Below are 23,154 nucleotides of genomic sequence, written 5' to 3' on the forward strand. Positions count from 1 at the left end.
CGCAAGAAAATAAAAACAATATATCTAGCTTGCTATTCTCTTTGTAACGGCTATCGAATTACACTTCATTAACAGAGTATTGCTCAGACCTATAATTATGATCAGAAACTTTTATAGCAAGCTCGGCAAGTGTTTTTTCACGTAACTGTTCATCTTTTATCCTTGAGGCAACCACACTTGAAAGGAGAATTTGATCAGTTTTAACTAGCCTTGAATGAAAGTTCCCCAAGTGACCTGAAGCTGCTCCGTGCATTTTTAAAAAAACTCTCCCTACATATGTAGCAAGGAAGGTGCCTATTGCTCCTAACAAAGCTATAACAGTTTGGGACTCGATACTTATACTAGAAAAAACAATTAGGTAAATTATCATAATGATAACTAAAAAACCTGAAAACACACAAGCCGAACCAATTATAAGCATCCATAGGTTATTAGTTAAATTTAACCCATAGTATTTTTGAAGAATTATATTATTATACCGATAGGATCTTTCTGCATTTTTTTCATCCTTAGTGGTCTCTAAGACAAGTGTATCTATATCATATTTCAGTTTCTCTGATTCATATTTTTTTAAAGCTATCTCTGACCTATTAAAAATAAAACCGATAAGAGGCATGGAAAGATACGCAAGTATAATCGGATATATAGTAATAACAGGCCAAGAACGAATGTCTTTTTCTCCCAAATAGAATATATTTAGCTTTTCCGGATTAATAATCAAAAACGCGGCCACTAAAGATAATAAAACAAAAGTCACGACTAACACATGTTTTATCAGATATAATTTTTTCATCTGCTTATCTATTTCTTCACTTCTTAACACCAAACTAGCAACTTTACTATTAACGTCCATAATCACTATCCTCCTATAAAATCAAACCAATAACTTACTATCTTTCGGTCATCAGAATTATATTTAAATCAATTAGCCTTATGCTCTACTAGGTATTCTCTATAGACTAGCTCTGTCAGCTAATAGCAGAATCTCCACATCTATCCCATCTTTCTTGCTAAGACGGGTCTTATTCGCTGCTCCCTTAAACAACTGTTCTATAGCAAAAATCAAAATTTATAGGCAACCGTCACCAAAATCGGTAATAAATTTATTCTTAACAGAAAGCTCATCAAACATAATGTCAACATTATAGTCTTTGAACACACTATCTTCTAACGGAAAAAAGTTATGTTGATTGAGATCCCCTAAGTATACCGAAGGTAAATGGAGAGTATTCATAGGAAGTGAATCAACGTATTTATTTATAACTCCATGATTTTTTCTTCCAGCAACTGACAATCGGACGATAGATGGCATATTACTATTCATTAGAGCATCATTTAACTTATAAAACTGATCATCCGAATTCCTGAAATAATCATTAATATCTATACCATAAGACTTCATAGATAGCTTTATACCATCTTGCATAGCTCGAGCGCTGCTAACACTGCCTTTTGGTAACAGAATAACTAATAAGTAATATAATGCACCGTAATTGAGATTTTTGAGAGATCTCTTCAACTCACGAACAACCTCATCATCATTTCTTAAGCGGAATTTTTTAATATATACACTTAAATTAGATCTCATCCTCGTAAAGACGCTATCTGGAGCATTAAGAACTATTCGTGCCAACATCGCAGCCGATTTTAAGGATACACCTACATCCTCGCAGCCCTGCGTATTTGCAAGAAGATGAGTACATACTGAATACTCAGTTAATTCCGGGTCATAAATATATTCAAGAGTTTCTCGTTCAAGTATCGCTGCCTCTGCTTCTCTACCTTCTCTAAGCTGGTTTATTAGGCGAGACTTTGCATTAAACTCTTGAGCCATAGCAGTCGTTTCTAAAAGAGAAAGAATAGACAATGGCTTTCTTACGATTTCATTATCAGACAATGTTAGAAACCGAACAAATAGTATCGGCTTATCCGTAATTTTTCCGTGGTGTCCAAATTCACGACCACATGTTAGCGACCATTTCCAAGATATACTCGTGCCATTACTCTTATTGACCACGTTGTAATAGTCAGGAAAACTTAAGCGCTTAAAGTGATCGAATAGAAGCTTGCATTTATATAGATCACCTTCCCTTCCTTGAGTTGCAGCATAGCCATCGTTAATCAATGTCATATGCTTGGCGCCCCACAATGTAGATGTAGCGTCTATAAAGTGAGTGAACTCATGAATTATAAGCGGCAATAATCTTTTTGCCTTAAAATAATCATCACTAGAAATCTCTTCATGAAGGTTAAGGTAAATGCCTTCGTAATCTATACTTTCTATATCTCTAAGCTCAATATTCTCCAAACCAATGGTAAAGGAAGATAAACTAAACACCCCTTCAGTATCTATTTTTGAAAAACAGTTCCAACGATAACTTTCTTTTTTCAAATCATCAAAATCTTCAACCATTATAACCTCACGTTTTATCTAGATTCATGATCACTCAGAGACTTTAGGCCGACCTATAGTATCCACCTTATATTTACTATTACTAGTATAACTAAGCCATAACATCTCTAAATTAGTAGCTGACTTCTCAAACTTCTCCGCATTACTAATAGATGAAAATGACATGATAGTTTTATCAGAATCAGGAAACTGAGGTAATATATGAACAAACTTTTTATCAATATTATAATTTTTTGAAGCTTTTCTAGGTTTAGCATGAACTAATGTATTTCTGAATTTAACCATTGTAGCTAGGGATTGCCAAGGCTCCTCAGAAAAATCAACCTTAATCTCTAAAAACTCACTTATCATTGTAACTTTGCCAATCAATGACATAGACTCAAAATGTTTCCAATGCTGGAACAATTGACTTCCATATATATTACATAGTGCTTCCACTCTGAATACTGAAAAGGCCATTGACGGAATTATCCATCTGAATCTATATCCTTCTTTTTCAGATTTTGCATTTTCTAATTGATTTATCGCTATAGCCTCTAGAGAATTATGCTCATAAATAGTCCTCGTGTACTTTACAGCTCTTAAATTTATTTCTTTTTCCTGAGACATAGAAACCCCATCAATCGACACCGGTTAAATTAATATATTTTAACTTCCTCACTACTGAAGGCTGGCTAATCCCTGCCCTCTTGGCTATCGCATAGGTGCTGGGCAACTCAGCAGCCATCTCGCGTAGCCATTGTGCTTCGATGCGTGCCAGGCCTTCCTTGAGGGTTTCGTTGGGGCCGAGCTTGGGGGTTGGCATGGCTACCGCCCCCTCAGCGGCAGGCTCTGAGAGGGAATTATGACTATGTAAGGTATTGGCAGTGGTAAAACTTTCAGTAACGCCCATGTTATTAGATTTGTCATTACTGAAGCCAAATGAATTGCCTAGTCCATTAGCGTTATTCGTGGAACAAGTGTTGATCAGGGCTTTCACTGAGTCGCTGTCGATGACATCACTGGGGGCGCTGAGCCAGGCGCGTTCCAGCCAGTTTTCCAGTTCGCGGATATTGCCGAGCCAGTCCTGGCGCATGAGGATGGGCCATAACGAGGCGTCGAGAAGTTTGCGGCGACCGTGACGTTGATTGAGGCGGGAGAGGTGTTGCTCGATCAGGGCGGGAATGTCTTCGCGGCGTTCACGCAGCGGCGGCAGGCTGACGGGGAGCACATTGATGCGGTAGTAGAGGTCGAGGCGGAACTGGCCCTGCTCCACGCGGGCGGCGAGGTCTTGATTGGTAGCGACGACCAGGCGGAAGTCGGCGCGGCGGGTGGTGGTGTCGCCCAGGCGGGTGATCATCCCGTCCTGAATCACTTTGAGCAGCTTGGTCTGGGTGGCCAGCGGCAGCTCACCGATCTCATCGAGGAACAGGGTGCCGCCTTCGGCCTGCTCCATCAGGCCCGCCTTGCCACGGTTGCCCGCGCCGGTGAAGGCACCGGCCTGATAGCCGAACATCTCGGACTCGAACAGGCTCTCGGGGATGGCGCCGCAGTTCACCTCGATGAAGGGGCCGTCGGCGCGTTGGCTCCAGCGATGCAGTTGATGGGCGAAGGCCGTCTTGCCGACCCCGGATTCGCCCAGCATCAATACCGTGGCGTTGGTGGGCGCGACCCGCTTGAGCAGCAGCGCTATCTCGCGCATCACCGGGCTTCTGACCTGCAGCTCACCCAGCTCCAGCGCGGCGTCTTCGCACTCGGCCTGCTCTCGTGCTGATTGTTCACGTTGCCGCTGTTCAACCTGGCTCTGTGCATATTGCTCAGTGTCGTGGACTGATTGCCCTGCCCCCGCCATTGCCCAATCACCCTCTGCCTGACTGACGCCACCCAGCTCACCGCCGCGCGAGTTACGACGCAGGTGATCACTGAAGCGCTGCTGGAGCACCGCGTATTCCTGCTGCAACAGCTGGATATCGGTGAGATCCATCGAGCGGCTGACCACGCACTCGAGCTTGCCCGCGACGAATACCGGATGCGCCTGTGCCACCACCCGCCGCCCGGTGGCGGTGAGCTGCATCATCTGCAGCGTGCGCCCCGTGCGCAGCACCTTCAGGCTGATGGAGGGCTTGAGCACGCCGCTGGCTTCCAGCTCATGCACGTTGGCGGTACATAACTCCTCGCGGGTCATGCCATAGACCGCCGCGGCGCCGGGACTGACATCCATCACCTGGCCATCCGCATTGACCACGAAGTAGTGATCGTGAGCGGTGTCGATGATGGTCTTGAGAATCTGACGGTCGAGCTCTGACATGGCGGGCACCTCATGGTCGAGCCTGTGAATCGGGCGGGCTTTATAGCAGGTCTTTCTACTGCTTCTTTCTATCGCTTCTTTCCAGCAGGTCTTTCCAGCAGGTCTTTCTCGCACGGCGCTGAAGACACTCTCGATGATGCCCGAATGTGATCCACAAATGAATCAGCGATCCATTTTTGAATCATTAATGGCACACGAGTGATCCAGAAATGAATCACTCAGCCACCACCCTCAAATAAAACTCAATAAAATCAATAGACTAATAATTGGCATGGTTACTGCAATGCTGGGGTATGCGCCAAGGAAGATCGCCGGCTTTCATGACACTGTCCGGCCAGCCGATCAGGCGAACAATCACAATACCCCGCTCGCCGTCACGCTAGCGCGAGCGACTCAAGACTCTGGAGAGACAGATGAGCGAGTTCAATCAGCCGCTGGGCGGCAACGACATGCCACGTTTCGGCGGCCCGGCCACCATGATGCGTCTGCCGGCTCAGGAAACCGCGGAAGGCCTGGACGCCGCCTTCATCGGCATTCCGCTGGACATCGGTACCTCCAACCGTCCGGGCGCACGTCTCGGCCCGCGTCAGATCCGCGATGAATCGCGCATGCTGCGCCCCTACAACATGGCCACCCGCGCCGCGCCCTTCGACAGCCTGCAGGTGGCGGACATCGGCGATGTGCCGATCAATACCTTCCACCTGCCCAAGAGCATGGACATCATCGAGCAGTTCTACGATGAGGTGCTGCGCCACGACTGCGTGCCGCTGACACTGGGCGGCGATCACACCGTCACCCTGCCGGTGCTGCGCGCCATCGCCAAGAAGCACGGACCGGTCGGCCTGATCCACATCGATGCCCACGCCGACGTCAACGACCACATGTTCGGCGAGCCCATCGCCCACGGCACGCCGATTCGCCGCGCCCAGGAAGAAGGCCTGCTCGACAGCAATCGCGTGGTGCAGATCGGCCTGCGTGGCACCGGCTACTCCGCCGATGACTTCGACTGGTGCCGCCAGCAGGGCTTCCGTGTCGAGACCGCCGAGATGTGCTGGTTCAAGTCACTCGCCCCGCTGATGGCCGAAGTGCGCGACATGATGGGCGACCGTCCGGTGTACATCACCTTCGACATCGATGGCCTGGACCCCTCCGTCGCCCCCGGCACCGGCACCGTGGAAGCCGGCGGCCTGACCATGCCGCAGGGCATGGAAATCGTGCGCGGCGCGCGTGGCCTCAACATCGTCGGCGGTGACCTGATGGAAGTCTCCCCACCCTACGACACCAGCGGCAACACCGCGTTGATGGGCGCGACCCTGCTCTACGAGATGCTGTGTGTACTGCCGGGCGTGCAACAGCGCGACTGATCCACGAACGACCCACGAATGACCCGCTGTCCTGCTGTACCCGCGCCGGGGGCCCGTCCCGCCCTCGGCGCACACAGAATCACCCGAGACGATACGGCATGATGCATCACACAATGCTCGGCTAGAGCCTGACCATTACAACAAGATCTAGGTGACCCGAATGACAACCAGCATCGACTCCGCGGCGGACCATACGCCGCACCGCGCTATTTCTGACTCTGTCTCAAGTTCCGTATCAAGTTCTGGCTCAGGTGCTGAACAGCCTGAAACCGCCAAGCCACACAAGGCGCAGAAAGACCTCATCGCCACCCGCCCCGTGCCGCTCACGGCCAGGGGACTGATGAAATTCCTGGTGCCGTCACTGCTCGGCGTCAGCTTCTTCCTGGTGCCGTTCAGTGTCGGCGACACCATCAACATCGGCATGGGCCTGATGGCCGATTGGCTCAAGGCCACGCTCGGCAGCGCCTTGCCCGCCATCGCCGTCGCGGTGCTGTGTCTGTCGGTGATCCTCACCGGCTTCGTCAAGCTCGCCAAGCCGGCCTGGGCACGCCAGGGCTCGGCGCACGAGCTGTTCGACGTCTCGCCGGTATGGTTCGCCATGCGCGCCCTCGGCGCCATCTTCGCGTTGATGACCTACTTCCAGTGGGGGCCGACCCAGGTCACCGCGGCCTTCACCGGCGGCGTGATGCTCAATGATCTCGCGCCGGTGCTGCTGACCTTCTTCTTCTTCGCGGCCATTCTGCTGCCACTGCTGGTCGACTTCGGCTTCATGGAATTCATCGGCAGCCTGGTGCGCCGCCCGTTCCGCGCCATCTTCAATCTGCCCGGGCGCAGCGCCATCGATGCCACCGCCTCGTGGATGGGTTCCGGCACCGTCGGCGTGCTGATCACCACCCAGCAGTACGAGCAGGGCTTCTACAGCAAGCGCGAAGCGGCGGTAATCGCCACCAACTTCTCGGTGGTCTCGATCGCCTTCGCGTTGCTGGTCACCAGCTTCATGAACATCAATCACCTGTTCGTGCCCTTCTACCTGACCGTCGTCATCGCGGGCCTGATCGCCGCCGTCATCGTGCCGCGTCTGCCGCCGCTGTCGCGCAAGCGTGATGATTATCATGAGCCGGTCGGCTGTCAGATCAGTGAAGAGAACCAGAGCGACTGTGGCGTGCTGCGCTACTCACTGGGCATGGCGGTCGCGCGCGCCGAGCATGCGCCGGGCCCGCTCAAGCTGGTGAAATCGGCCGGCTTCAACGTGGCGGACATCTTCCTCGGCCTGCTGCCGGTGGTGATCGCCATCGGCACCGTGGCGCTGATGCTGGCCGAGTTCACGCCGGTGTTCACCTGGCTCTCCTACCCGATGATTCCGCTGCTGGAACTGCTGCAGATTCCCCACGCGGCAGAGGCAGCCCCGGCGACGCTGGTCGGCTTCGCCGACATGTTCCTGCCGGCGGTGCTGGCCAAGGACATCGACAGCGAACTGACCCGCTTCGTGATCGCCTGCCTGTCGCTGACCCAGTTGATCTACATGTCCGAGATCGGCGCCCTGCTGCTCAAGTCGAAGATTCCGCTCAAGATCTGGGAACTGGTAGCCATCTTCGTACTGCGCACGCTGATCACCCTGCCGATCATCGCCGGTATCGCGCATCTGTTCGTGTTCTGAGCCAAGCGGGCACTCAACTTGTTTCTCATCTCATACGGGAGCACCACGGTGCTCCCGTCATTGGAATAACCTGCCATGACCTGTGCTGAACTCCTGATCCGACTGCTGCGTGACACCTACGGCGTCGACACCGTCTTCGGTATTCCCGGCGTGCATACCGTCGAGCTCTACCGTGGCCTGGAGCCGGATGCCGATACCGCCGCGCGCACCATTCGCCACGTCACCCCGCGCCATGAACAAGGCGCCGGCTTCATGGCCGATGGCTATGCCCGCAGCACCGGCAAGGCCGGGGTGTGCTTCATCATCACCGGCCCGGGGATGACCAACATCACCACCGCGATGGGCCAGGCGCTGGCCGATTCCATCCCGATGCTGGTGATCTCCAGCGTCAATCGCACCGACACCCTCGGCCGTGGCCAGGGGCGTCTGCACGAACTGCCCAGCCAGCAGCAACTGGTGTCGGGCGTGGCGCGCTTCAGCCACACGCTGCTCGACCCGGCCGCGCTGCCGGAAGTGCTGGCCCGCGCCTTCGCGCTGTTCGAGGGTGCCCGCCCCGGCCCCGTGCATATCGAGATTCCCATCGACCTGTTCAATGCCGAGATCGCTCCGCCCGCCGGTCGCACCACGCATGACTTCACGCGCCCGCGCATCGGCCGCCTCGCGCCGGACCCGGCCCTGCTCGCTGAGGCCGTGAGCCTGCTGCAGGGCGCCGAGCGGCCGCTGGTGCTGCTGGGCGGTGGCTGTGTCGCCGCGCCTGAAGCAGCCCGCCAGCTGGTGGAGGCGCTCGATGCCCCCACCGTCACCACCATCAATGCCAAAGGCCTGCTGGGCGGCGCCCACCCGCTGGACCTCGGCGCCAATGCCGCGCTGCCTGCGGTACGCGAACTGGCGCGCGACGCCGATGTGGTGCTGGCGATCGGCACCGAACTTGGCGAGACCGACTACGACGTGGTGTTCGATGATGGCTTCGTGATCGGTGGTCAGCTGATCCGCATCGATATCGACCCCGAACAGCTGGCGCGCAACCAGCAGGCGACACTCGCCATCGTCGCCGACGCCGGCCTGGCGCTGGAGACTCTCGCCGCGAGCGTTGCTGATAGCCTGGGCGAAACCTATGACAAGACGGCTGACGAGGCAGGCAAGACACGCGGCGCGCAGATCACCGCCGCCACGCTTGAGGCCCTCGCGCTGCCGACTGACCCGGCCTTCGCGCCCTACGTGCCGCTGTTCGATACCCTCCAGCAAGCGCTGCCGGAGGCGATCTGGGTCGGCGATTCCTGCGCGACCGTCTACGCCGCCAATCATCTGCTGAGTCAGCCGGCACCGCGCCGCTACTTCAATGCCTCCACCGGCTACGGCACGCTCGGCTACGGCCTGCCCGCCGCGATGGGCGCGACCCTAGGCCGCCCGGACCTGCCGGTAATCGCGCTGGTCGGCGATGGCGGCATCATGTTCACGCTCTCCGAACTCGCCTGCGCGGTGGAAGAACAGCTGCCGGTGGTGATCGTGCTGTGGCACAACCAGGGCTATGAAGAGATTCGCCGCTTCATGGACAACGCCGGCGTCACGCGGCTGGGCGTCGACATCAAGGCCCCCGACTTCCAGCTGCTCGCCCAGGGCTTCGACTGCGCCGCCGTGGCGATCGACTCCCCCAGTGAGCTGGCGACAGCGATCAGCGAGCGCGACGCAAGTGCCCCGCTGCTGGTGGAAATCGACGCGGCGGCGTGGCAGCGCTCAATCGCACAGTGAGTCTGGCTCGCCGCTTAGCGCCACAACACTGAACAATGCCCGCCTGTGACCCTGTGGTGGCAGGCGGCATGGAACTCTCATGCCAGAAACTCACATGTCAGGAATGTCCATGCACAAGCTCGATCATCAGTTCATCAACAACGAGTGGGTCAAGTCCCACGGCGAGCGTCGTCTGGCGGTCACCAACCCCTTCGAGGAGACCGTCATCGCCGAGGTGACGGCGGGTGATGCGCGTGATGTACAGGCCGCCGTCGCGGCCGCCGCCGAGGCCTTCGAGGGCTGGCAGGCACTGAGTGGCGCCGAGCGTGCGGTCTATCTGGAGGCCTTCGCCGAGGGGCTGACGTCACGCCGGGAAGCGCTGGTGGAGATGTCGTGTCGCAACAACGGCAAGATTCGCGCCGAGGCCGAGATCGATCTCGATGACGCCATCGGCTGCTACCGCTATTACGCTGCCCAGGCACGCGCGCTGGATGCGCGTCAGGGTGCGGAGGTCGCGCACGATGTCGAAGGCTATGCCGCGCACACCTATCACGAACCGGCAGGCGTGGTGGGACTGATCACGCCGTGGAACTTCCCGCTGGTCACCAGCGCCTGGAAGGTCGCGCCGGCGCTCGCCGCGGGCTGCACCCTGGTGATCAAGCCGTCTGAAGTAACGCCACTGCCGGAGCAGGTGATGGCCGAGATCGCGCTGGAAGCCGGACTGCCGGCGGGCGTATTCAACCTGCTGCACGGCGATGGCGAGGGTATCGGCGCGCCGCTGACCCGTCATCCGCGCATCGACAAGATTTCCTTCACCGGCAGCAATGTGGTCGGCGAGAAGGTCATGCAGGCCGCGGCCTGCGGCACGCGCGGTGTCTCTCTCGAGCTTGGCGGCAAGTCGCCGATCATCGTGCTCGACGATGCCGACGTCGAGGAAGCCGCCGACTGGGTGATGGCGGGCATCTACTTCAATGCCGGTCAGATCTGCTCTGCCACCTCGCGCCTGCTGGTGCATGAGGCCATCGCCGATGAGCTGCACGCCGCATTGGCCAGCCGCATCGATGCGCTGGTGCTGGGTGACCCGCTGGACGCCGCGACCCAGATGGGCCCGATGACCAGCGCCCGCCAGCGCGACACCGTGCTGAGCTATCTGAACGTGGCGCGCGAGGAAGGCCTGACGGCGCTGCGCGATGGCACCCATCGCAGCCTGCCAGGCAAGGGCTATTTCGTGGCGCCGACCCTATACACCGATGTGCCGGTGACAAGCCGTCTGTGGCGCGAGGAGATCTTCGGGCCGGTGCTGTGCACGCGCCGCGTCGCCGATGAGGCCGAGGCGATTCGCCTCGCCAATGACTGTGATTTCGGGCTGGTGGCCACGGTGGTCAGCGGTGATGCCAAACGTGCCCAGCAGCTCGGTCGTCGCCTGCGCGCCGGGGTGGTGTGGTACAACAGCGAGCAGCTGCCGCTGGTGCAGGCCAGCTGGGGTGGCTTCAAGCGCAGCGGCATCGGCCGTGAGCTGGGGCCGTGGGGGCTGGCGGGCTATCTGGAGGTCAAACACATCATCGGCCCAGCACTTGATTGAACGTATTGACTGAACGTATTGACTGATCGTATTGACTGAGCATCTTGTGTGACCAGATAAGAAAACGCCCCGCCTCGGCAATCACCGAGGCGGGGCGTTTTCGTTTACGGCTCTTTCTTGAAACCAGCGCCTGCTCCTATCAGCCGACCGCCGCCGTCTGGCTGATGCCGTCCCGCGCGCAGGACTGGCCGCAGTGGCTGCCGTGAATGCTCAGCGCCTGCCAGGCATCGAAGGTGCTGAGATAGATGTCGCCACCGAGATTGGCCGGCAACTCCGAGCACTTGAGGCGGTCCATCACCGGGCCCTTCACTTCACTCAGGTGCAGTTTCACGCCAGCAGCGCTCAGGCGCTCATTGATGACTTCCAGGCTTTCCAGTGCCGAGGCATCGATCAGATTGACCGCCTGACAGGCCAGCACCAGATGCTTGAGCGAGGGGCGTTCGGCCATCAGCGCCAGCACCGTGTCTTCCAGATAGCGTGCATTGGCGAAATACAGGCTCTCGTCGATGCGCAGAATCGCCAGTTCGGGGTCGGTCTCCACCTCATGGCGCTCGACATTGCGAAAGTGCTCGCTGCCGGGCACGCGCCCGACCAGTGCACTGTGCGGCTGGCTGGTGCGCTTGAGATAGAGCCCGAGCGACACGGCGATGCCGACGATGATGCCGCTCTCCACCCCATGCGCGAGAGTGATGATCAGCGTGATCATCAGCGCCGCACCGTCACCTTTCGAATAGCGGAAGGTGCGCTTGATCGCCGCGATATCGATCAGGCTGGTGGTGGCGACGATGATGATCGCCGCCAGCGTCGCGCGCGGCAGCCACGCCAGCCAGTCGGTCAGCCACAGGCTGGCGAGCAGAATGCCAATGGCGGTGAAGGCCCCCGCCAAGGGCGTGGCGGCGCCGGCATCGAAGTTGACCACCGAGCGCGACAGCCCGCCCGAGATCGGCATGCCACCGCTGACGCCTGCGCCCATGTTGGAGACGCCCAGCGCGATCAGCTCCTTGTCGGGGTCGATGCGCTGACGGCGCCGCGCGGCGAGGGTCTGGGCCAGCGCCAGCGATTCGACGAAGCCGACCACGCTGATCAAGAGTGCCGAGATCAGCAGACCCGACCAGTCATGGCTGACAAGGCTTGGCAGGCTGAGATCGGGCAGCCCGCCGGGCACGGCACCGACCAGCGCCATGCTGCTTTTGCCCTGCTCAAGCTGTTCGCCCTGAACGAGAGGATCACTCAGCCCCCAGGCCAGCAGGCTGGAGACGATGACGGCGATGATCGGCGTGGTCTTGCACAGCATGCCCGCCGCGCTCTCGCTCATCCGCAAGGCCATCAGACCGTGCTTGAGATGGCGGCGTGCCAGGATCAGCCACGCCAGGCAGCCCAGCCCGATGGCGAGTGTCGGCCAGTGCAACTCTTGCGCGCCTGCCGACAACGATTCGCCCATCGCGATCAGATTGCCGCCGCTGAGGCTCAGGCCAGTGATGGGCCCGAGCTGACTGGCGATGATCAGGATGCCCGAGGCGGTCATGAAGCCCGAGATCACCGGGTGGCTGATGAAATTCACCAGCACTCCCAGGCGCAACAGCCCCATGGCGATCAGCATCGCGCCGGAGAGAAAGGCCAGCAGCAGCGCGGCGGCCAGCAGCTCGGGCGTGGAGAGCGCCGCACCATCGGTGCCGCTCATGCCCGCGATCGCCGAGGCCGTCATCAGCGAGATGATCGCCACCGGTCCCACCGCCAGGGTGCTGCTGGTGCCGAACAGCGCATACAGCACCAGCGGCAACATGCTGGCGTAGAGGCCGACCTGCGCCGGCAGCCCCGCCAGCAGTGCATAGGCCAGCGCCTGCGGCACCAGCATGACGCTGACGATCACCGCCGCCAGCAGATCACGCCCGAGACTGTGACGGTCATAGTGGGCAAGCCAACCCGCCAGCGGCAGCCAGCGGGCAAGCGACGTCCCCCTTGCCTCTCGAACCGGCTCAGACATCGCGTGACGCCGGACGCGCCAGCCATTCGTGGCCCTTGAGCATCAGGTTCCAGTAGATGAATGGCAGCCCCCGTGCCTTGAGCTGCCAGGCCAGGCGAGTCGGACGCGTACCGTCATTGACCCACTTGGGGAAGGTAGGCTGCAGTTCGCCGCCGTAGCCGAATTCCGCCAGCACGATGCGGCCGTTCTCCACCGTCAGCGGGCAGGAGCCATAGCCCCGATAGCCCGCCGTGAGCGCGCCACCGGTCAGCGTGGCCAGCAGGTTCTCGACCACCACGGGGGACTGCTTGCGCACCGCCGCGGCGGTCTTGGCATTCGAGGTGCCGCTGACATCGCCCAGCCCGAAGATGTCGGGATGGCTCATGTGCTGCAGGGTCTCGGGTTCGAGATCCAGCCAGCCAGCGGCGTTGGCCAGCCCGGATTGTGCGATCAACGCCGGTGCCTTCTGCGGCGGCACCACATGCAGCATGTCGAAGGACTGCTCGACGATCTGTGGCTCGCCGCCCTCCTCGGCTGCCGGCACCTCGAAGCGTGCCGTCTGCGTCTTGCCATCCACCGCGACCAGCCGCTGATGGAACCTGACATCGATGCCATAGCCCGCGACCGCCTCTTCCAGCGCTGGCACGTAGGCCGGCACGCCGAACATCACGCCGCCGGCGTTATGGAAGCTGACCTCGAGCTGCGACAGCACGTTCTCGCGCTGCCAGTGATCGCAGGCCAGATACATCGCCTTCTGCGGCGCACCGGCGCACTTGATGGGCATCGGCGGCTGGGTAAACAGCGCCTTGCCGCCCTTGAGGGTCTGCACCAGCTGCCAGGTATAGGGCGCGAGATCATAGCGATAGTTGGAGGTGACGCCGTTCATTCCCAGCGTCTCCTCAAGCCCGTCGATGGCGCCCCAGTCCAGCTCCAGCCCGATGGCGATCACCAGGCGCTCGTAGCGCAGACGATGGCCATTGCCGAGCGTGACTTCATGCGCCTCGGCATCGATGCTGGTGGCCGTATCGCGATACCAGTGCACGCCCTTGGGCATCACCGAGTGCATCGGCTTGCGCGTGAATTCCGGCGTGAAGATGCCGCCACCGACCATCGTCCAGCCCGGCTGATAGCTGTGCTGCTCAGCGGGCTCGACGATGGCGATGTCCATGCCCGGCTGGCGCTTGAGCAGACTGGCCGCCACCGCGATTCCGCCGGCCCCGCCACCGATGATCACCACCTTGTGGGCGTTGGGTGCCAGGCGGTGATTGGCGGCGCGGGTCGCTTCCGCGGCCGAATCAGCCCCCTGATTGTCACAAGGCGTCGTTGCAGAATCCGAAACTGGCGGGGTCTGTGGCGTGCTCTGGCTCATCGATAAGGCTCCCATCGCGGAAAATCGTCCATTTGAGTCACAAAATTACGTAAGCAAGCTACATAGGCAAAGCGCCTGGACATACTCCCTGCCGGCATGGCAGCCATCACAGCTGATCAAACGGCAGGTTGAGCGGAATCTTGAGATAGGCGCGGCCGTTGTCTTCCGCCGGCGGCAGCTGGCCGGCGCGCATGTTCACCTGCACCGCCGGCAGCATCAGACGCGGCATGCCAAGCCCGGCATCACGCTTGGTGCGCATGTCGACGAAGGCCTGCTCATCGATGCCGTCATGCACATGGATATTGTGCTCACGCTGCTCACCCACCGACGTCTGGCAGCAGAAGCCTTCCCGCCCTTCGGCCGAATAATCATGGCACAGGAAGATGCGTGTGCTGCCGGCTAGCGAGAGCACCTTGTGAATCGAGCGATACAGCGTACGCGCATCGCCGCCGGGGAAATCGCAGCGCGCGGTGCCGTAATCGGGCATGAACAGGGTATCGCCGACGAAGACGGCGTCGCCGATCACGTAGCTTATGCAAGCCGGCGTATGGCCCGGCGTATGCAGTACGCGGCATTCAAGCCCCCCGATCGCCAGGCTGTCGCCCTCTTCCAGCAAGCGATCAAACTGGCGGCCATCACGCGCGAAGCCCGCCTCGGCGGCGAAGATATCGGCAAAGATGCCCTGCACTTCGCGTATGCGCGCCCCGATCGCCAGCTGGCAGCCCAGCTTGCCTTTCAGGTAGGCGGCCGCTGACAGATGGTCGGCGTGCACGTGGGTCTCGAGAATCCACGCCACCTCGAGGGACTCGGCCTCGATATGCGCAAGCAGAGCATCCGCTGAGCGGGTGCTGGTGTGGCCTGCGGGATAATCGAAGTCGAGCACGGGATCGATGATCGCGCACTGGCGGGACTGCGGGTCGCGCACCAGGTGCGTGAAGGTGTTGCTGTCTTCGTCGAAGAAGCTCTCGACCTGGGGGCGCTGTGTTGAGGTTGCCATCTTCCGACCTCCTGCTTCGCTCAAGGATTGATGCCTCAAGCCTACGCCTGAAGCGGCAACAACGCAAAAATGAATAACGTTAAAACCATAAAGAATAACAATAAGGCGATTTCAATAACCTGCTGTTCTAGCGAGGGTATTTCTGAGTCGAGGCCGAGAGATGGCGGCTGCTGGGGCGACTCTCCCCCTAAGGTATAGCGGATGGCACGCCGTAGGGCAGATAGGCTGACATTGTCAGGTGACACGATTCATCTAAGCCAATCCAAGGCATATCCGGGCGAAATGATAGCTAAAGACGCTTATCTGCGCCTGCAGAGGTCATCAGCATGATGGCTCGGCTGCGCCTGTCTTTCGCCGCTCACGCCAACGCCTTTTCTTCCAACCGCCCTCAAGGATGAGACACGCCATGCCACGCATACTTCAATGGTCGATCACGGTTGCCCTCGCCGGCTTCCTGTTCGGTTTCGATACCGCCGTCATCTCGGGGGCGGATACCTCACTGCAGAGCCAATGGGGTCTGAGCGATCTCAATCACGGCCTCATCATCATGTCGATGGCCCTGTGGGGCACGGTGATCGGCGCCATCTTCGGCAACTGGCCGACCGATCGCTTCGGGCGCCGCGCCACGCTGATCGGCATCGGTATCCTCTATCTGGTCTCGGCGCTGGGGTCGGCGCTGGCCACTGACCCTTATGTATTCTCGTTCTTCCGTCTGCTGGGCGGGCTGGGCGTGGGGGCCTCATCCGTCGCGGCGCCTATCTACATCTCGGAAATCGCACCGCGCAAGCGGCGTGGTGCGCTGGTCGGGCTCTATCAGTTCAATATCGTCTTCGGGATTCTGATCGCCTTCGTCTCCAACTACTTCATCGGCTTCATCGACGGTGAGAACTGGCGCTGGATGCTGGGCGTGGAAGCCGTGCCGGCCGCCCTCTATCTGCTGATGATCTGCAAGGTGCCGCGCAGCCCGCGCTGGTTGATCCTCAAGCGCAACGATGAGGCGGCCGCCGCCGAGATCATCGCGCTGATCAACCCCAAGGCCGACATCGCCGAGGAAATCGCCATCATCCGCGGCACCGAAAGCGAGGAAAGTGCCAAGCAGCACACCCGTCTGTTCGCCTGGCGCTATCGTCTGCCGGTGCTGTTCGCCTTCCTGATCGCGGCCTTCAATCAGCTGTCCGGCATCAACTTCATCATCTATTACGCGCCGCGCATTCTGGCCGAGGCGCAGCTGGAAGCGAGTGCTGCCCTGCTTTCGACGGCGGGCATCGGGGTGATCAATCTCGTCTTCACCCTGCTGGGCATGACGCTGATCGACAAGCTGGGGCGCCGCACCCTGATCAAGATCGGCTCTGTCGGCTATCTGGTGTCGCTGTGCCTGATCGCCTGGGCCTTCCATCTCGAGGACTTCTCCGCCATGGGCGGCTATGGCGTGCCGGTGCTGCTGGGCGTGTTCATCGCGGCGCATGCCATGAGCCAGGGCACGGTGATCTGGGTGTTCATCTCCGAGATCTTCCCCAACAAGGTACGCGCCATGGGCCAGTCCTTCGGCAGCTCCGTGCACTGGATCTTCGCGGCGCTGATCGCGCTGCTGATGCCGACCATCCTCAGCCACTTCAGCGGCGGGCCGGTGTTTGCCTTCTTCGCCGTCATGATGCTGCTGCAACTGGTGTTCGTGCTGTTCTTCATGCCCGAGACCAAGGGTGTCTCGCTTGAGGACCTGCAGGGCCGTCTGATCCGCCCTTCGAGCAAGGAGAAGGAGGAGGAAAAGCAGCAGGAACAGGCCGCGGCACTCGCGCCACAGGGCAACTGAGGCTCTTGACGATCGGGCTTTGAAGCCTGACTCGAGTAACGCTCTCCAGACGCCGACACCCCGCCCTGTGCGGGGTGTCGGCGTTTATGGCTCTGGCAGCCATGCCCGTCAGGAGCCCCCGCCGAGCGTCGCCTCACGACATGAGAGCGGCTCCGCTACCCACAACGCACATGGCTTGCTGCCCTCCTCCTGCGCTGACGCGCGCCAGATCGCTACGTGCAAATAGCGTGGTATCGTCGCCGGCTCAATCGCCAGCCTGAGCGGCGATTTTCAGCGCCATATGTCGGGATTATTACGGATATATTCTTTGGTCTCGTCATTCTTGCCAAGCTAATCAAAACAGTGAAAAGATCGCTTCCGAAACGTTTCGGGTAACGGTTTCCGCTCACAGTTACCGCAAAGGAAAAGTGCCATGCCGCCGAACATCACACTCAAGCATCTCGCCAGCCAGCTGGGCCTGTCGGTCACGACGGTCTCGCGGGCATTGGGCGGATTCGAGGATGTCAGCGCCACGACCCGTGAGCGGGTGCAGGCCTACGCCAGTGAAGTGGGCTACAAGCCCAATCAGAGTGCACGCCGCCTGAAGACAGGCCGCACCTCCTCGGTGGGCTACATCATGAACGGCGCCCAGGGCGACTTTCGTGATCAGTTCAACACCCGCCTGCTGGTCGCGCTGGGCCAGGCGCTGCACGACGCCGCACCGGAACATGACCTCATCGTCACCACGGTGCCCGAGGACCGCGACGAGCTGGACACCTACAAGCGCTTCATCGATGGCGGCAAGGTCGATTCCTTCGTGGTGGCCCGTACCCGCATTCAGGACCCGCGCGTCGACTTCCTGCTCGACAGCGGCATCCCCTTCGTCACTCACGGTCGTACCGGCCGCGCCAGCGAGCACGACTGGGTCGACATCAATGCCGCCGACGGCTTCATGCGCGCCACCCGCCATCTGATTGGCCTGGGCCATCGCAACATCCTGTTCCTCAACTTCTTCAGCGACCTCTACACCGCCGTCGAACGTGAGACCGGCTATCTGCAGGCGATGCACGATGCCGGCCTCGCGCCCAGCTCGCGCCATTGCCCGCACGGCTATGCCAGCGCCTATCAGGTCGCCCATGAAGCGCTGTCCGGGGCCAACGCCCCCACCGCATTCGTGTGTGCCAGCGACATCTTCGCCTACGGCGTGATGGAAGCGGTCAGCGCCTGCGGCCACACGCCCGGCGAGGACATCGCCATCATCGGCGCCGATAACCTGCCGCCGCAGATGTACCGCCAGCCCAGCCTCAGCACCCTGGACATCTCGTTCGAGACCGTCAGTCAGGCGCTGATCGAACTGGTGCTGGCACCGCAGGATGGCGCGCCACGCCATCGCTGCTTCGATTACGACCTGCTGCTGCGCGATACCACTGCCTGAGCACACATGCCTGAGCACACAGGATCATCGACTGACCTCACGACGCCAGACGCCTGACCGCAAAACGCCTGATCGCAAAACGCCATCGCCAGAACGTGGTCAGCGTGACGCCAGAAAAACAACACCCGACCGGGGAGACCTCCATGCGCAAGATGCCAACCGCCCTCGCTTTGCTGGCGCTGCTGGGCAGTACGTCCGCCCTCGCTGACATCACCTTCTTCAGCACCCAGGCCAGACCGCTGGAAGAGGCCCAGCAGATGCGCGAGATCGCGCTGGCACCCTACGCCGAGGCCATCAATTACATGCCGCAGGAGACGGGCACCTTCCTGTCGCGTCTCGAGGCGGAGAAGACCAGCCCCGATGGCGCGCTGGATCTGCTCGGCGGGCTGCACGGCGAACTGGGGTCGCTGACGCCCAGCATTCTGGCGCCGCTGGATGACCTGCAAGGCTCACTTGCGGACGCGGGCATCAGCCAGCAGTACATGACGCTGGGCAAGCTGGGCGGCGACCAGCAGCGCTACATTCCGTGGATGCAGGCGACCTACATCATGGCCGCCAATCGCAAGGCGCTGCCCTACCTGCCCGAAGGCGCTGACCTGAACGCGCTGAGCTATGACGAGCTGCTGGCCTGGGGCCGCAACATGCAGGAGGCCACCGGCAGCCCCAAGCTGGGCTTCCCGGCCGGTCGCAAGGGGCTGATCCACCGCTTCCTGGAAGGCTATCTCTACCCGTCCTTCACCCACTCGGTGGTGCGTGAGTTCCGCAGCGATGACGCCGTGGCCATGTGGCAGAAGTTTCGCGAGATCTGGGCGGTGACCAATCCGCGCTCCACCGCCTACGGCTTCATGCAGGAACCGCTGCTCAATGGCGAGGTGTGGGTCGCCTTCGATCACACCGCGCGCTTGAAGGATGCCTTCAACAAGCAGCCGGATCAGTACGTGGCCTTCCCGGCTCCTGCCGGCCCCAGCGGACGCGGCTACATGCCGGTGGTCGCTGGCCTGGCAGTGCCTGCCAATGCCACGAATCCCGATGCCTCGCGCAAGCTGATCCGCTATCTGATGACGCCGGAAGCACAGATTCGCACCCTGCGGGCCACCAACTTCTTCCCGGTGGTGGAGGCTGAACTGCCCGATGACCTGCCCGCCAGCATTCGCATGTCCGGCAAGGCGGTCGCGGCCCAGTCCTCCGCCGATGACGCCGTGCTCTCGCTGCTGCCCAGCGGCCTGGGCCAGCAGTCGGGCCTGTTCAACAAGATCTACCGCGATGCCTTCGTGCAGATCGTACTGCGCGACGCCGACATCGAGGAGACGCTGGATATCCTCGCCCCGCGCCTGCAGACGCTGATCAACACATCAGGCGCAGGCTGCTGGCTCCCGGATACGCCCAGCGACGGCCCCTGCCCGGTCAAGTAAGCCGCTGACGCCAGAACGCAACACTCAAGAACGCATCACTCGCCACACACGCATCACTCGCATCACTCGCAGCACACGCAACATAGCAGCAGCAACGGCACCCCCCGACGGGTCGCCATGACGGTACGCCAACCCCTGTCATGCCGACCCTGTGCCACCAAACCATTCCGACAAGCCATCACAACAACGCCAAAGGTGAGCAAAGATGAAGCACGATCGCTGGCTACCTTATTACCTGATCGCCCCCAGCCTGCTGTTCATGGGTGCCTTCTTTCTCTATCCGTTCATCCAGATCTTCGCCGAGGCCTTCACCGGCAGTGACGGCAACGTGGGCCTGGCCAACTTCACGCGCATCTATCAGGACTTCAACTTCTGGCCGTCACTCAAGAACACCCTGCTGCTGACCGGGGTCGTGGTACCGCTGCAGCTGGTGCTGGCCATCGGCATGGCGCTGATGGTCACCAAGATGAACAAGGGGCGCGACAGCATCCTCTACATCTGGACCATCCCGCTGGGCATCTCCGATCTGGCCGCCGGCATCATCTGGCTGGCGATTCTCGAGCAGTTCGGCTTCCTCAATAGCTTCCTGAGCGCGGTCAGCGTGATCGATGCGCCGGCGTCCTGGCTCAACTATCAGAATGCCTTCGCGCTGTTCCTGGCCGTGGTGGTCGCCGAGATCTGGCGCGGTACCGCCATCGTGCTGGTGATCCTGGTATCGGGCATGGGGCTGATCCCCAAGGAATATGACGAGGCCGGTCAGGTGTTCGGCGCCAGCTACTGGCAGCGCCTGTGGAAGATCACCCTGCCGATGCTGCGCCCCAGCATCCAGTCGGCGCTGATTCTGCGCACCCTGCTGGCACTCGAGGTCTTCGCGGTGGTGATGATGCTGGGCGGCAGTGACATGCCGGTACTGATGAGCGAGACCTTCGACTGGCAGTTCCTCTACCAGCAGACAGGTGCCGCTGCGGCCTACGCGGTGTTGATCATGCTGATCTCGGTGGTCATCACCGGCTTCTACATCAAGTTCCTCAATGTGCCGAAGGAGGCCCGCTGATGAAATCCTCTTCTTCCGAGGCCGTCATGCCGTCATCGCTTTCGTCACGCTCAGGCGACTCCTCAGCCGACTCCTCACGCCAGGTGGCACAGACCGCCCACAAGCCATGGCGCAATGACATGGCCTGGAAATGGCTGTTCCGGGCCGGTGTCTCGATCCTGGTGCTGTGGGTGCTGGTGCCCATCGCCCTGCTGATGCTCAACAGCGTCAGCACGCCGGAGCAGATCACCGGCTGGCCCAAGACCCTGGCCCCGGCGCTGAGCTTCGAGACCCTCGACTTCTTCTGGCACTACCAGGGCGTGATCAGCGCGCTGGGCAACTCGCTGCTGGCCGCCGTCTTCACCATGGTGATCGCCATCGTGCTCGGCGCACCGGCAGGCTATGCGCTGGCCCGCTTCGTGTTCCCGGGCATGAATGCCTACCGCATGATCATCATCCTGTCGCGGGCCTTCCCGATGCCGCTGCTGGCGCTGCCGCTGGCCGTCATCTTCATCCAGGTCGGCATCGATGACTCCATCCTGGGTCTGGCGATGGTGCACGCCACCCTGGCACTGCCGTTTGCGGTACTGATCACCTCCAGCCTGTTCATGGGCATTCCGGTGGAACTCGAGGAAGCCGCCTGGCTGATGGGCTGCAACCGCTGGCAGGCCTTCCGTCGCGTGGTGCTGCCGCTGGCCGCCCCGGGCATCACCGCCTCGGCCGTGTTCGCCTTCGTGATCTCGTGGAACGAGGTGTTCGCCTCGGCAATTCTCACCGTCGAGAACCGCACCCTGACCGCCTTCCTGGTGCAGAGCCTTTCCGAGTCACCTGCCGAGATCAAGTATGCCGGTGGTCTGATTCTGGTCGTCCCGGCGCTGCTGTTCCTGTTCGCGATCAGGAAGTACCTGTTCAGCATGTGGGGCATTTCCAACCGCTAACGTACGCCCGCTCATCAGGCCAATGACCGGCGGCGATCTTCATCGTCTCTCGCAAGCGAGTTCACTTCCTCGCCGCCGCTCTCGATCAAAGGAGTCAGACCATGTCAGCCATCCAAATCAGCGCCGTACGCAAGCAGTTCGGCAAGCAGGAAATTCTCAAGTCCATCGATCTCGAGATCCGCGACAAGGAATTCACCGTGCTGCTCGGCCCGTCCGGCTGCGGCAAGTCCACCCTGCTGCGCATCATCGCGGGGCTGGAATACGAGAGCAGCGGCTCGATCCGCATCGGCGAGCGTGAGATCACCTCGCTGGCACCGCGCGATCGTCGCATCGCGATGGTGTTCCAGAACTACGCCGTCTTCCCGCACATGACCGTGGCGGAGAACATCGCCTTCGGCCTGCGCGTGCGCAAGGACAGCGAGGCGCATATCCAGCGCAAGGTGAAGGAAACCGCCGCACTGATGCATATCGAGGACCGCCTCGATCACTACTCCGGTCAGCTCTCCGGCGGTCAGCGTCAGCGTGTCGCGGTCGCGCGCGCCCTGGCGATGGAGCCGGAAGTGCTGCTGATGGATGAGCCGCTGTCGAATCTGGATGCCCTGCTGCGTCTGGAGATGCGCGCCGAGCTCAAGACCATTCTCGCCGCCTCCGACACCACCACCATCTACGTGACCCACGACCAGGTCGAGGCCATGAGCCTGGCGGACCGTATCGCGGTCATGAAGGGGGGTCAGATCGAGCAGTACGCGCCGCCCTCCGAGATCTACCACTACCCGGCGACCGAATTCGTCGGCAGCTTCATCGGCAACCCGCCGATGAACTTCATCCCGCCGGATGCGCGCTGGAATCACCCGACCCGACCCGAGCAGTCGAGCCAGCAGGTGCACAAGTGCGGTATTCGCCCCGAGGACTTCGAGGTGCGCTTCGAGCCCACCGAGAACTTCGCCCCGGTGCGCGTGCTGGTCTCGGAATTACTGGGGTCGCACAAGCAGCTGACCGCGCGTTTCGGTGACGAGATGATTCGCGTCAATGTGCCGAGTGATCTCGATGTCGGCAATGGCAGCGACATCCACATCCGCCCGCTGGCCGAGAAGGTGCGCTTCTACGACCACAGCGGCCACCTGATGTCGGCGTAAGGCACCCCGACTCCTCTCTAGCCAACCTTTCAGCCCAAACCTTTCATCCCG

General features: G+C 59.9%; 17 protein-coding genes. 10 read left to right on the forward strand and 7 right to left on the reverse strand.

Features of this window, described 5'->3' with window-relative positions; all coding sequences use genetic code 11:
• Window positions 1-58: 58 nt before the first annotated feature.
• From HA399_RS09385 to HA399_RS09400, 4 genes are all read right to left on the reverse strand, one after another.
• On the reverse strand, window positions 59-859 hold the full coding sequence (locus HA399_RS09385; protein WP_404324767.1) for a hypothetical protein: 801 nt from the start codon (window positions 857-859) through the stop codon (window positions 59-61).
• Between the two features lie 210 nt (window positions 860-1,069).
• Window positions 1,070-2,413 carry a hypothetical protein gene (locus HA399_RS09390; RefSeq protein WP_404324768.1) on the reverse strand — a complete coding sequence of 448 codons (1,344 nt, stop codon included), beginning with the start codon at window positions 2,411-2,413 and terminating at the stop codon, window positions 1,070-1,072.
• A gap of 30 nt (window positions 2,414-2,443) precedes the next feature.
• Window positions 2,444-3,022, reverse strand: a complete 579-nt coding sequence (locus tag HA399_RS09395) for a hypothetical protein (RefSeq protein ID WP_404324769.1) — start codon at window positions 3,020-3,022, stop codon at window positions 2,444-2,446.
• A 10-nt stretch (window positions 3,023-3,032) separates the two neighbouring features.
• Entirely contained in the window at window positions 3,033-4,700 is a 1,668-nt protein-coding gene (locus HA399_RS09400) for a sigma-54 interaction domain-containing protein (protein ID WP_404324770.1), read from the reverse strand.
• Window positions 4,701-5,113: 413 nt separating this feature from the next.
• Here HA399_RS09400 and speB point away from each other — a divergent pair, with 413 nt between their 5' ends.
• The 4 genes from speB to HA399_RS09420 all read left to right on the forward strand — a co-directional run bounded on the left by speB (window position 5,114) and on the right by HA399_RS09420 (window position 11,031).
• A complete protein-coding gene (speB, locus tag HA399_RS09405; protein WP_054556970.1) occupies window positions 5,114-6,064 on the forward strand; it encodes an agmatinase in 951 nt (316 codons plus the stop codon).
• 340 nt (window positions 6,065-6,404) lie between these two features.
• Window positions 6,405-7,721 carry a YjiH family protein gene (locus HA399_RS09410; protein ID WP_216060727.1) on the forward strand — a complete coding sequence of 439 codons (1,317 nt, stop codon included), beginning with the start codon at window positions 6,405-6,407 and terminating at the stop codon, window positions 7,719-7,721.
• Between the two features lie 75 nt (window positions 7,722-7,796).
• On the forward strand, window positions 7,797-9,470 hold the full coding sequence (locus tag HA399_RS09415; protein WP_404324771.1) for a 5-guanidino-2-oxopentanoate decarboxylase: 1,674 nt from the start codon (window positions 7,797-7,799) through the stop codon (window positions 9,468-9,470).
• Window positions 9,471-9,579: 109 nt separating this feature from the next.
• Window positions 9,580-11,031 carry an aldehyde dehydrogenase family protein gene (locus tag HA399_RS09420; protein ID WP_404324772.1) on the forward strand — a complete coding sequence of 484 codons (1,452 nt, stop codon included), beginning with the start codon at window positions 9,580-9,582 and terminating at the stop codon, window positions 11,029-11,031.
• 139 nt (window positions 11,032-11,170) lie between these two features.
• On the opposite strand, the gene HA399_RS09425 is transcribed toward HA399_RS09420, so the two are convergent.
• From HA399_RS09425 to HA399_RS09435, 3 genes are all read right to left on the reverse strand, one after another.
• Window positions 11,171-13,015, reverse strand: coding sequence for a SulP family inorganic anion transporter (locus tag HA399_RS09425; protein WP_404324773.1), 1,845 nt, complete (start codon window positions 13,013-13,015; stop codon window positions 11,171-11,173).
• Complete coding sequence (locus HA399_RS09430; RefSeq protein WP_404324774.1) at window positions 13,008-14,363, reverse strand: FAD/NAD(P)-binding oxidoreductase; 1,356 nt, start codon at window positions 14,361-14,363, stop codon at window positions 13,008-13,010. Before HA399_RS09430 ends, HA399_RS09425 begins: the two co-directional genes overlap by 8 nt.
• Window positions 14,364-14,469: 106 nt before the next feature.
• The gene (locus HA399_RS09435; protein ID WP_404324775.1) at window positions 14,470-15,360 is read right to left on the reverse strand and encodes an MBL fold metallo-hydrolase; all 891 of its coding nucleotides are present in this window, start codon (window positions 15,358-15,360) and stop codon (window positions 14,470-14,472) included.
• A gap of 406 nt (window positions 15,361-15,766) precedes the next feature.
• Here HA399_RS09435 and HA399_RS09440 point away from each other — a divergent pair, with 406 nt between their 5' ends.
• The 6 genes from HA399_RS09440 (at window position 15,767) to HA399_RS09465 (ending at window position 23,103) form a co-directional block, all read left to right on the forward strand.
• Window positions 15,767-17,170 carry a sugar porter family MFS transporter gene (locus HA399_RS09440; RefSeq protein ID WP_404324776.1) on the forward strand — a complete coding sequence of 468 codons (1,404 nt, stop codon included), beginning with the start codon at window positions 15,767-15,769 and terminating at the stop codon, window positions 17,168-17,170.
• A gap of 412 nt (window positions 17,171-17,582) precedes the next feature.
• Window positions 17,583-18,584: a substrate-binding domain-containing protein gene (locus tag HA399_RS09445; RefSeq protein WP_054556976.1), complete on the forward strand. Its 1,002-nt coding sequence runs from the start codon at window positions 17,583-17,585 to the stop codon at window positions 18,582-18,584.
• A 143-nt stretch (window positions 18,585-18,727) separates the two neighbouring features.
• Entirely contained in the window at window positions 18,728-19,996 is a 1,269-nt protein-coding gene (locus HA399_RS09450; RefSeq protein ID WP_054556977.1) for an ABC transporter substrate-binding protein, read from the forward strand.
• Between the two features lie 205 nt (window positions 19,997-20,201).
• Window positions 20,202-21,050 carry a carbohydrate ABC transporter permease gene (locus HA399_RS09455; RefSeq protein WP_216060735.1) on the forward strand — a complete coding sequence of 283 codons (849 nt, stop codon included), beginning with the start codon at window positions 20,202-20,204 and terminating at the stop codon, window positions 21,048-21,050.
• Window positions 21,050-21,967 carry a carbohydrate ABC transporter permease gene (locus HA399_RS09460; protein WP_404324777.1) on the forward strand — a complete coding sequence of 306 codons (918 nt, stop codon included), beginning with the start codon at window positions 21,050-21,052 and terminating at the stop codon, window positions 21,965-21,967. The genes HA399_RS09455 and HA399_RS09460 overlap by 1 nt, the downstream gene beginning before the upstream one ends.
• Window positions 21,968-22,068: 101 nt before the next feature.
• Window positions 22,069-23,103 carry an ABC transporter ATP-binding protein gene (locus tag HA399_RS09465; protein ID WP_107334666.1) on the forward strand — a complete coding sequence of 345 codons (1,035 nt, stop codon included), beginning with the start codon at window positions 22,069-22,071 and terminating at the stop codon, window positions 23,101-23,103.
• Window positions 23,104-23,154 lie beyond the last annotated feature (51 nt).

The organism is Cobetia sp. UIB-001 (assembly GCF_044789135.1).
Classification (GTDB): Bacteria; Pseudomonadota; Gammaproteobacteria; order Pseudomonadales; family Halomonadaceae; genus Cobetia; species Cobetia amphilecti.

Bases quoted from the DNA above. Each gene is read 5' to 3' on its own strand.
- HA399_RS09390 (WP_404324768.1), bottom strand. From the start codon at position 2,413: ATGGTTGAAGATTTTGATGATTTGAAAAAAGAAAGTTATCGTTGGAAC.
- HA399_RS09395 (WP_404324769.1), bottom strand. From the start codon at position 3,022: ATGTCTCAGGAAAAAGAAATAAATTTAAGAGCTGTAAAGTACACGAGG.
- HA399_RS09400 (WP_404324770.1), bottom strand. From the start codon at position 4,700: ATGTCAGAGCTCGACCGTCAGATTCTCAAGACCATCATCGACACCGCT.
- speB (WP_054556970.1), top strand. From the start codon at position 5,114: ATGAGCGAGTTCAATCAGCCGCTGGGCGGCAACGACATGCCACGTTTC.
- HA399_RS09410 (WP_216060727.1), top strand. From the start codon at position 6,405: ATGAAATTCCTGGTGCCGTCACTGCTCGGCGTCAGCTTCTTCCTGGTG.
- HA399_RS09415 (WP_404324771.1), top strand. From the start codon at position 7,797: ATGACCTGTGCTGAACTCCTGATCCGACTGCTGCGTGACACCTACGGC.
- HA399_RS09420 (WP_404324772.1), top strand. From the start codon at position 9,580: ATGCACAAGCTCGATCATCAGTTCATCAACAACGAGTGGGTCAAGTCC.
- HA399_RS09425 (WP_404324773.1), bottom strand. From the start codon at position 13,015: ATGTCTGAGCCGGTTCGAGAGGCAAGGGGGACGTCGCTTGCCCGCTGG.
- HA399_RS09430 (WP_404324774.1), bottom strand. From the start codon at position 14,363: ATGAGCCAGAGCACGCCACAGACCCCGCCAGTTTCGGATTCTGCAACG.
- HA399_RS09435 (WP_404324775.1), bottom strand. From the start codon at position 15,360: ATGGCAACCTCAACACAGCGCCCCCAGGTCGAGAGCTTCTTCGACGAA.
- HA399_RS09440 (WP_404324776.1), top strand. From the start codon at position 15,767: ATGCCACGCATACTTCAATGGTCGATCACGGTTGCCCTCGCCGGCTTC.
- HA399_RS09445 (WP_054556976.1), top strand. From the start codon at position 17,583: ATGCCGCCGAACATCACACTCAAGCATCTCGCCAGCCAGCTGGGCCTG.
- HA399_RS09450 (WP_054556977.1), top strand. From the start codon at position 18,728: ATGCGCAAGATGCCAACCGCCCTCGCTTTGCTGGCGCTGCTGGGCAGT.
- HA399_RS09455 (WP_216060735.1), top strand. From the start codon at position 20,202: ATGAAGCACGATCGCTGGCTACCTTATTACCTGATCGCCCCCAGCCTG.
- HA399_RS09460 (WP_404324777.1), top strand. From the start codon at position 21,050: ATGAAATCCTCTTCTTCCGAGGCCGTCATGCCGTCATCGCTTTCGTCA.
- HA399_RS09465 (WP_107334666.1), top strand. From the start codon at position 22,069: ATGTCAGCCATCCAAATCAGCGCCGTACGCAAGCAGTTCGGCAAGCAG.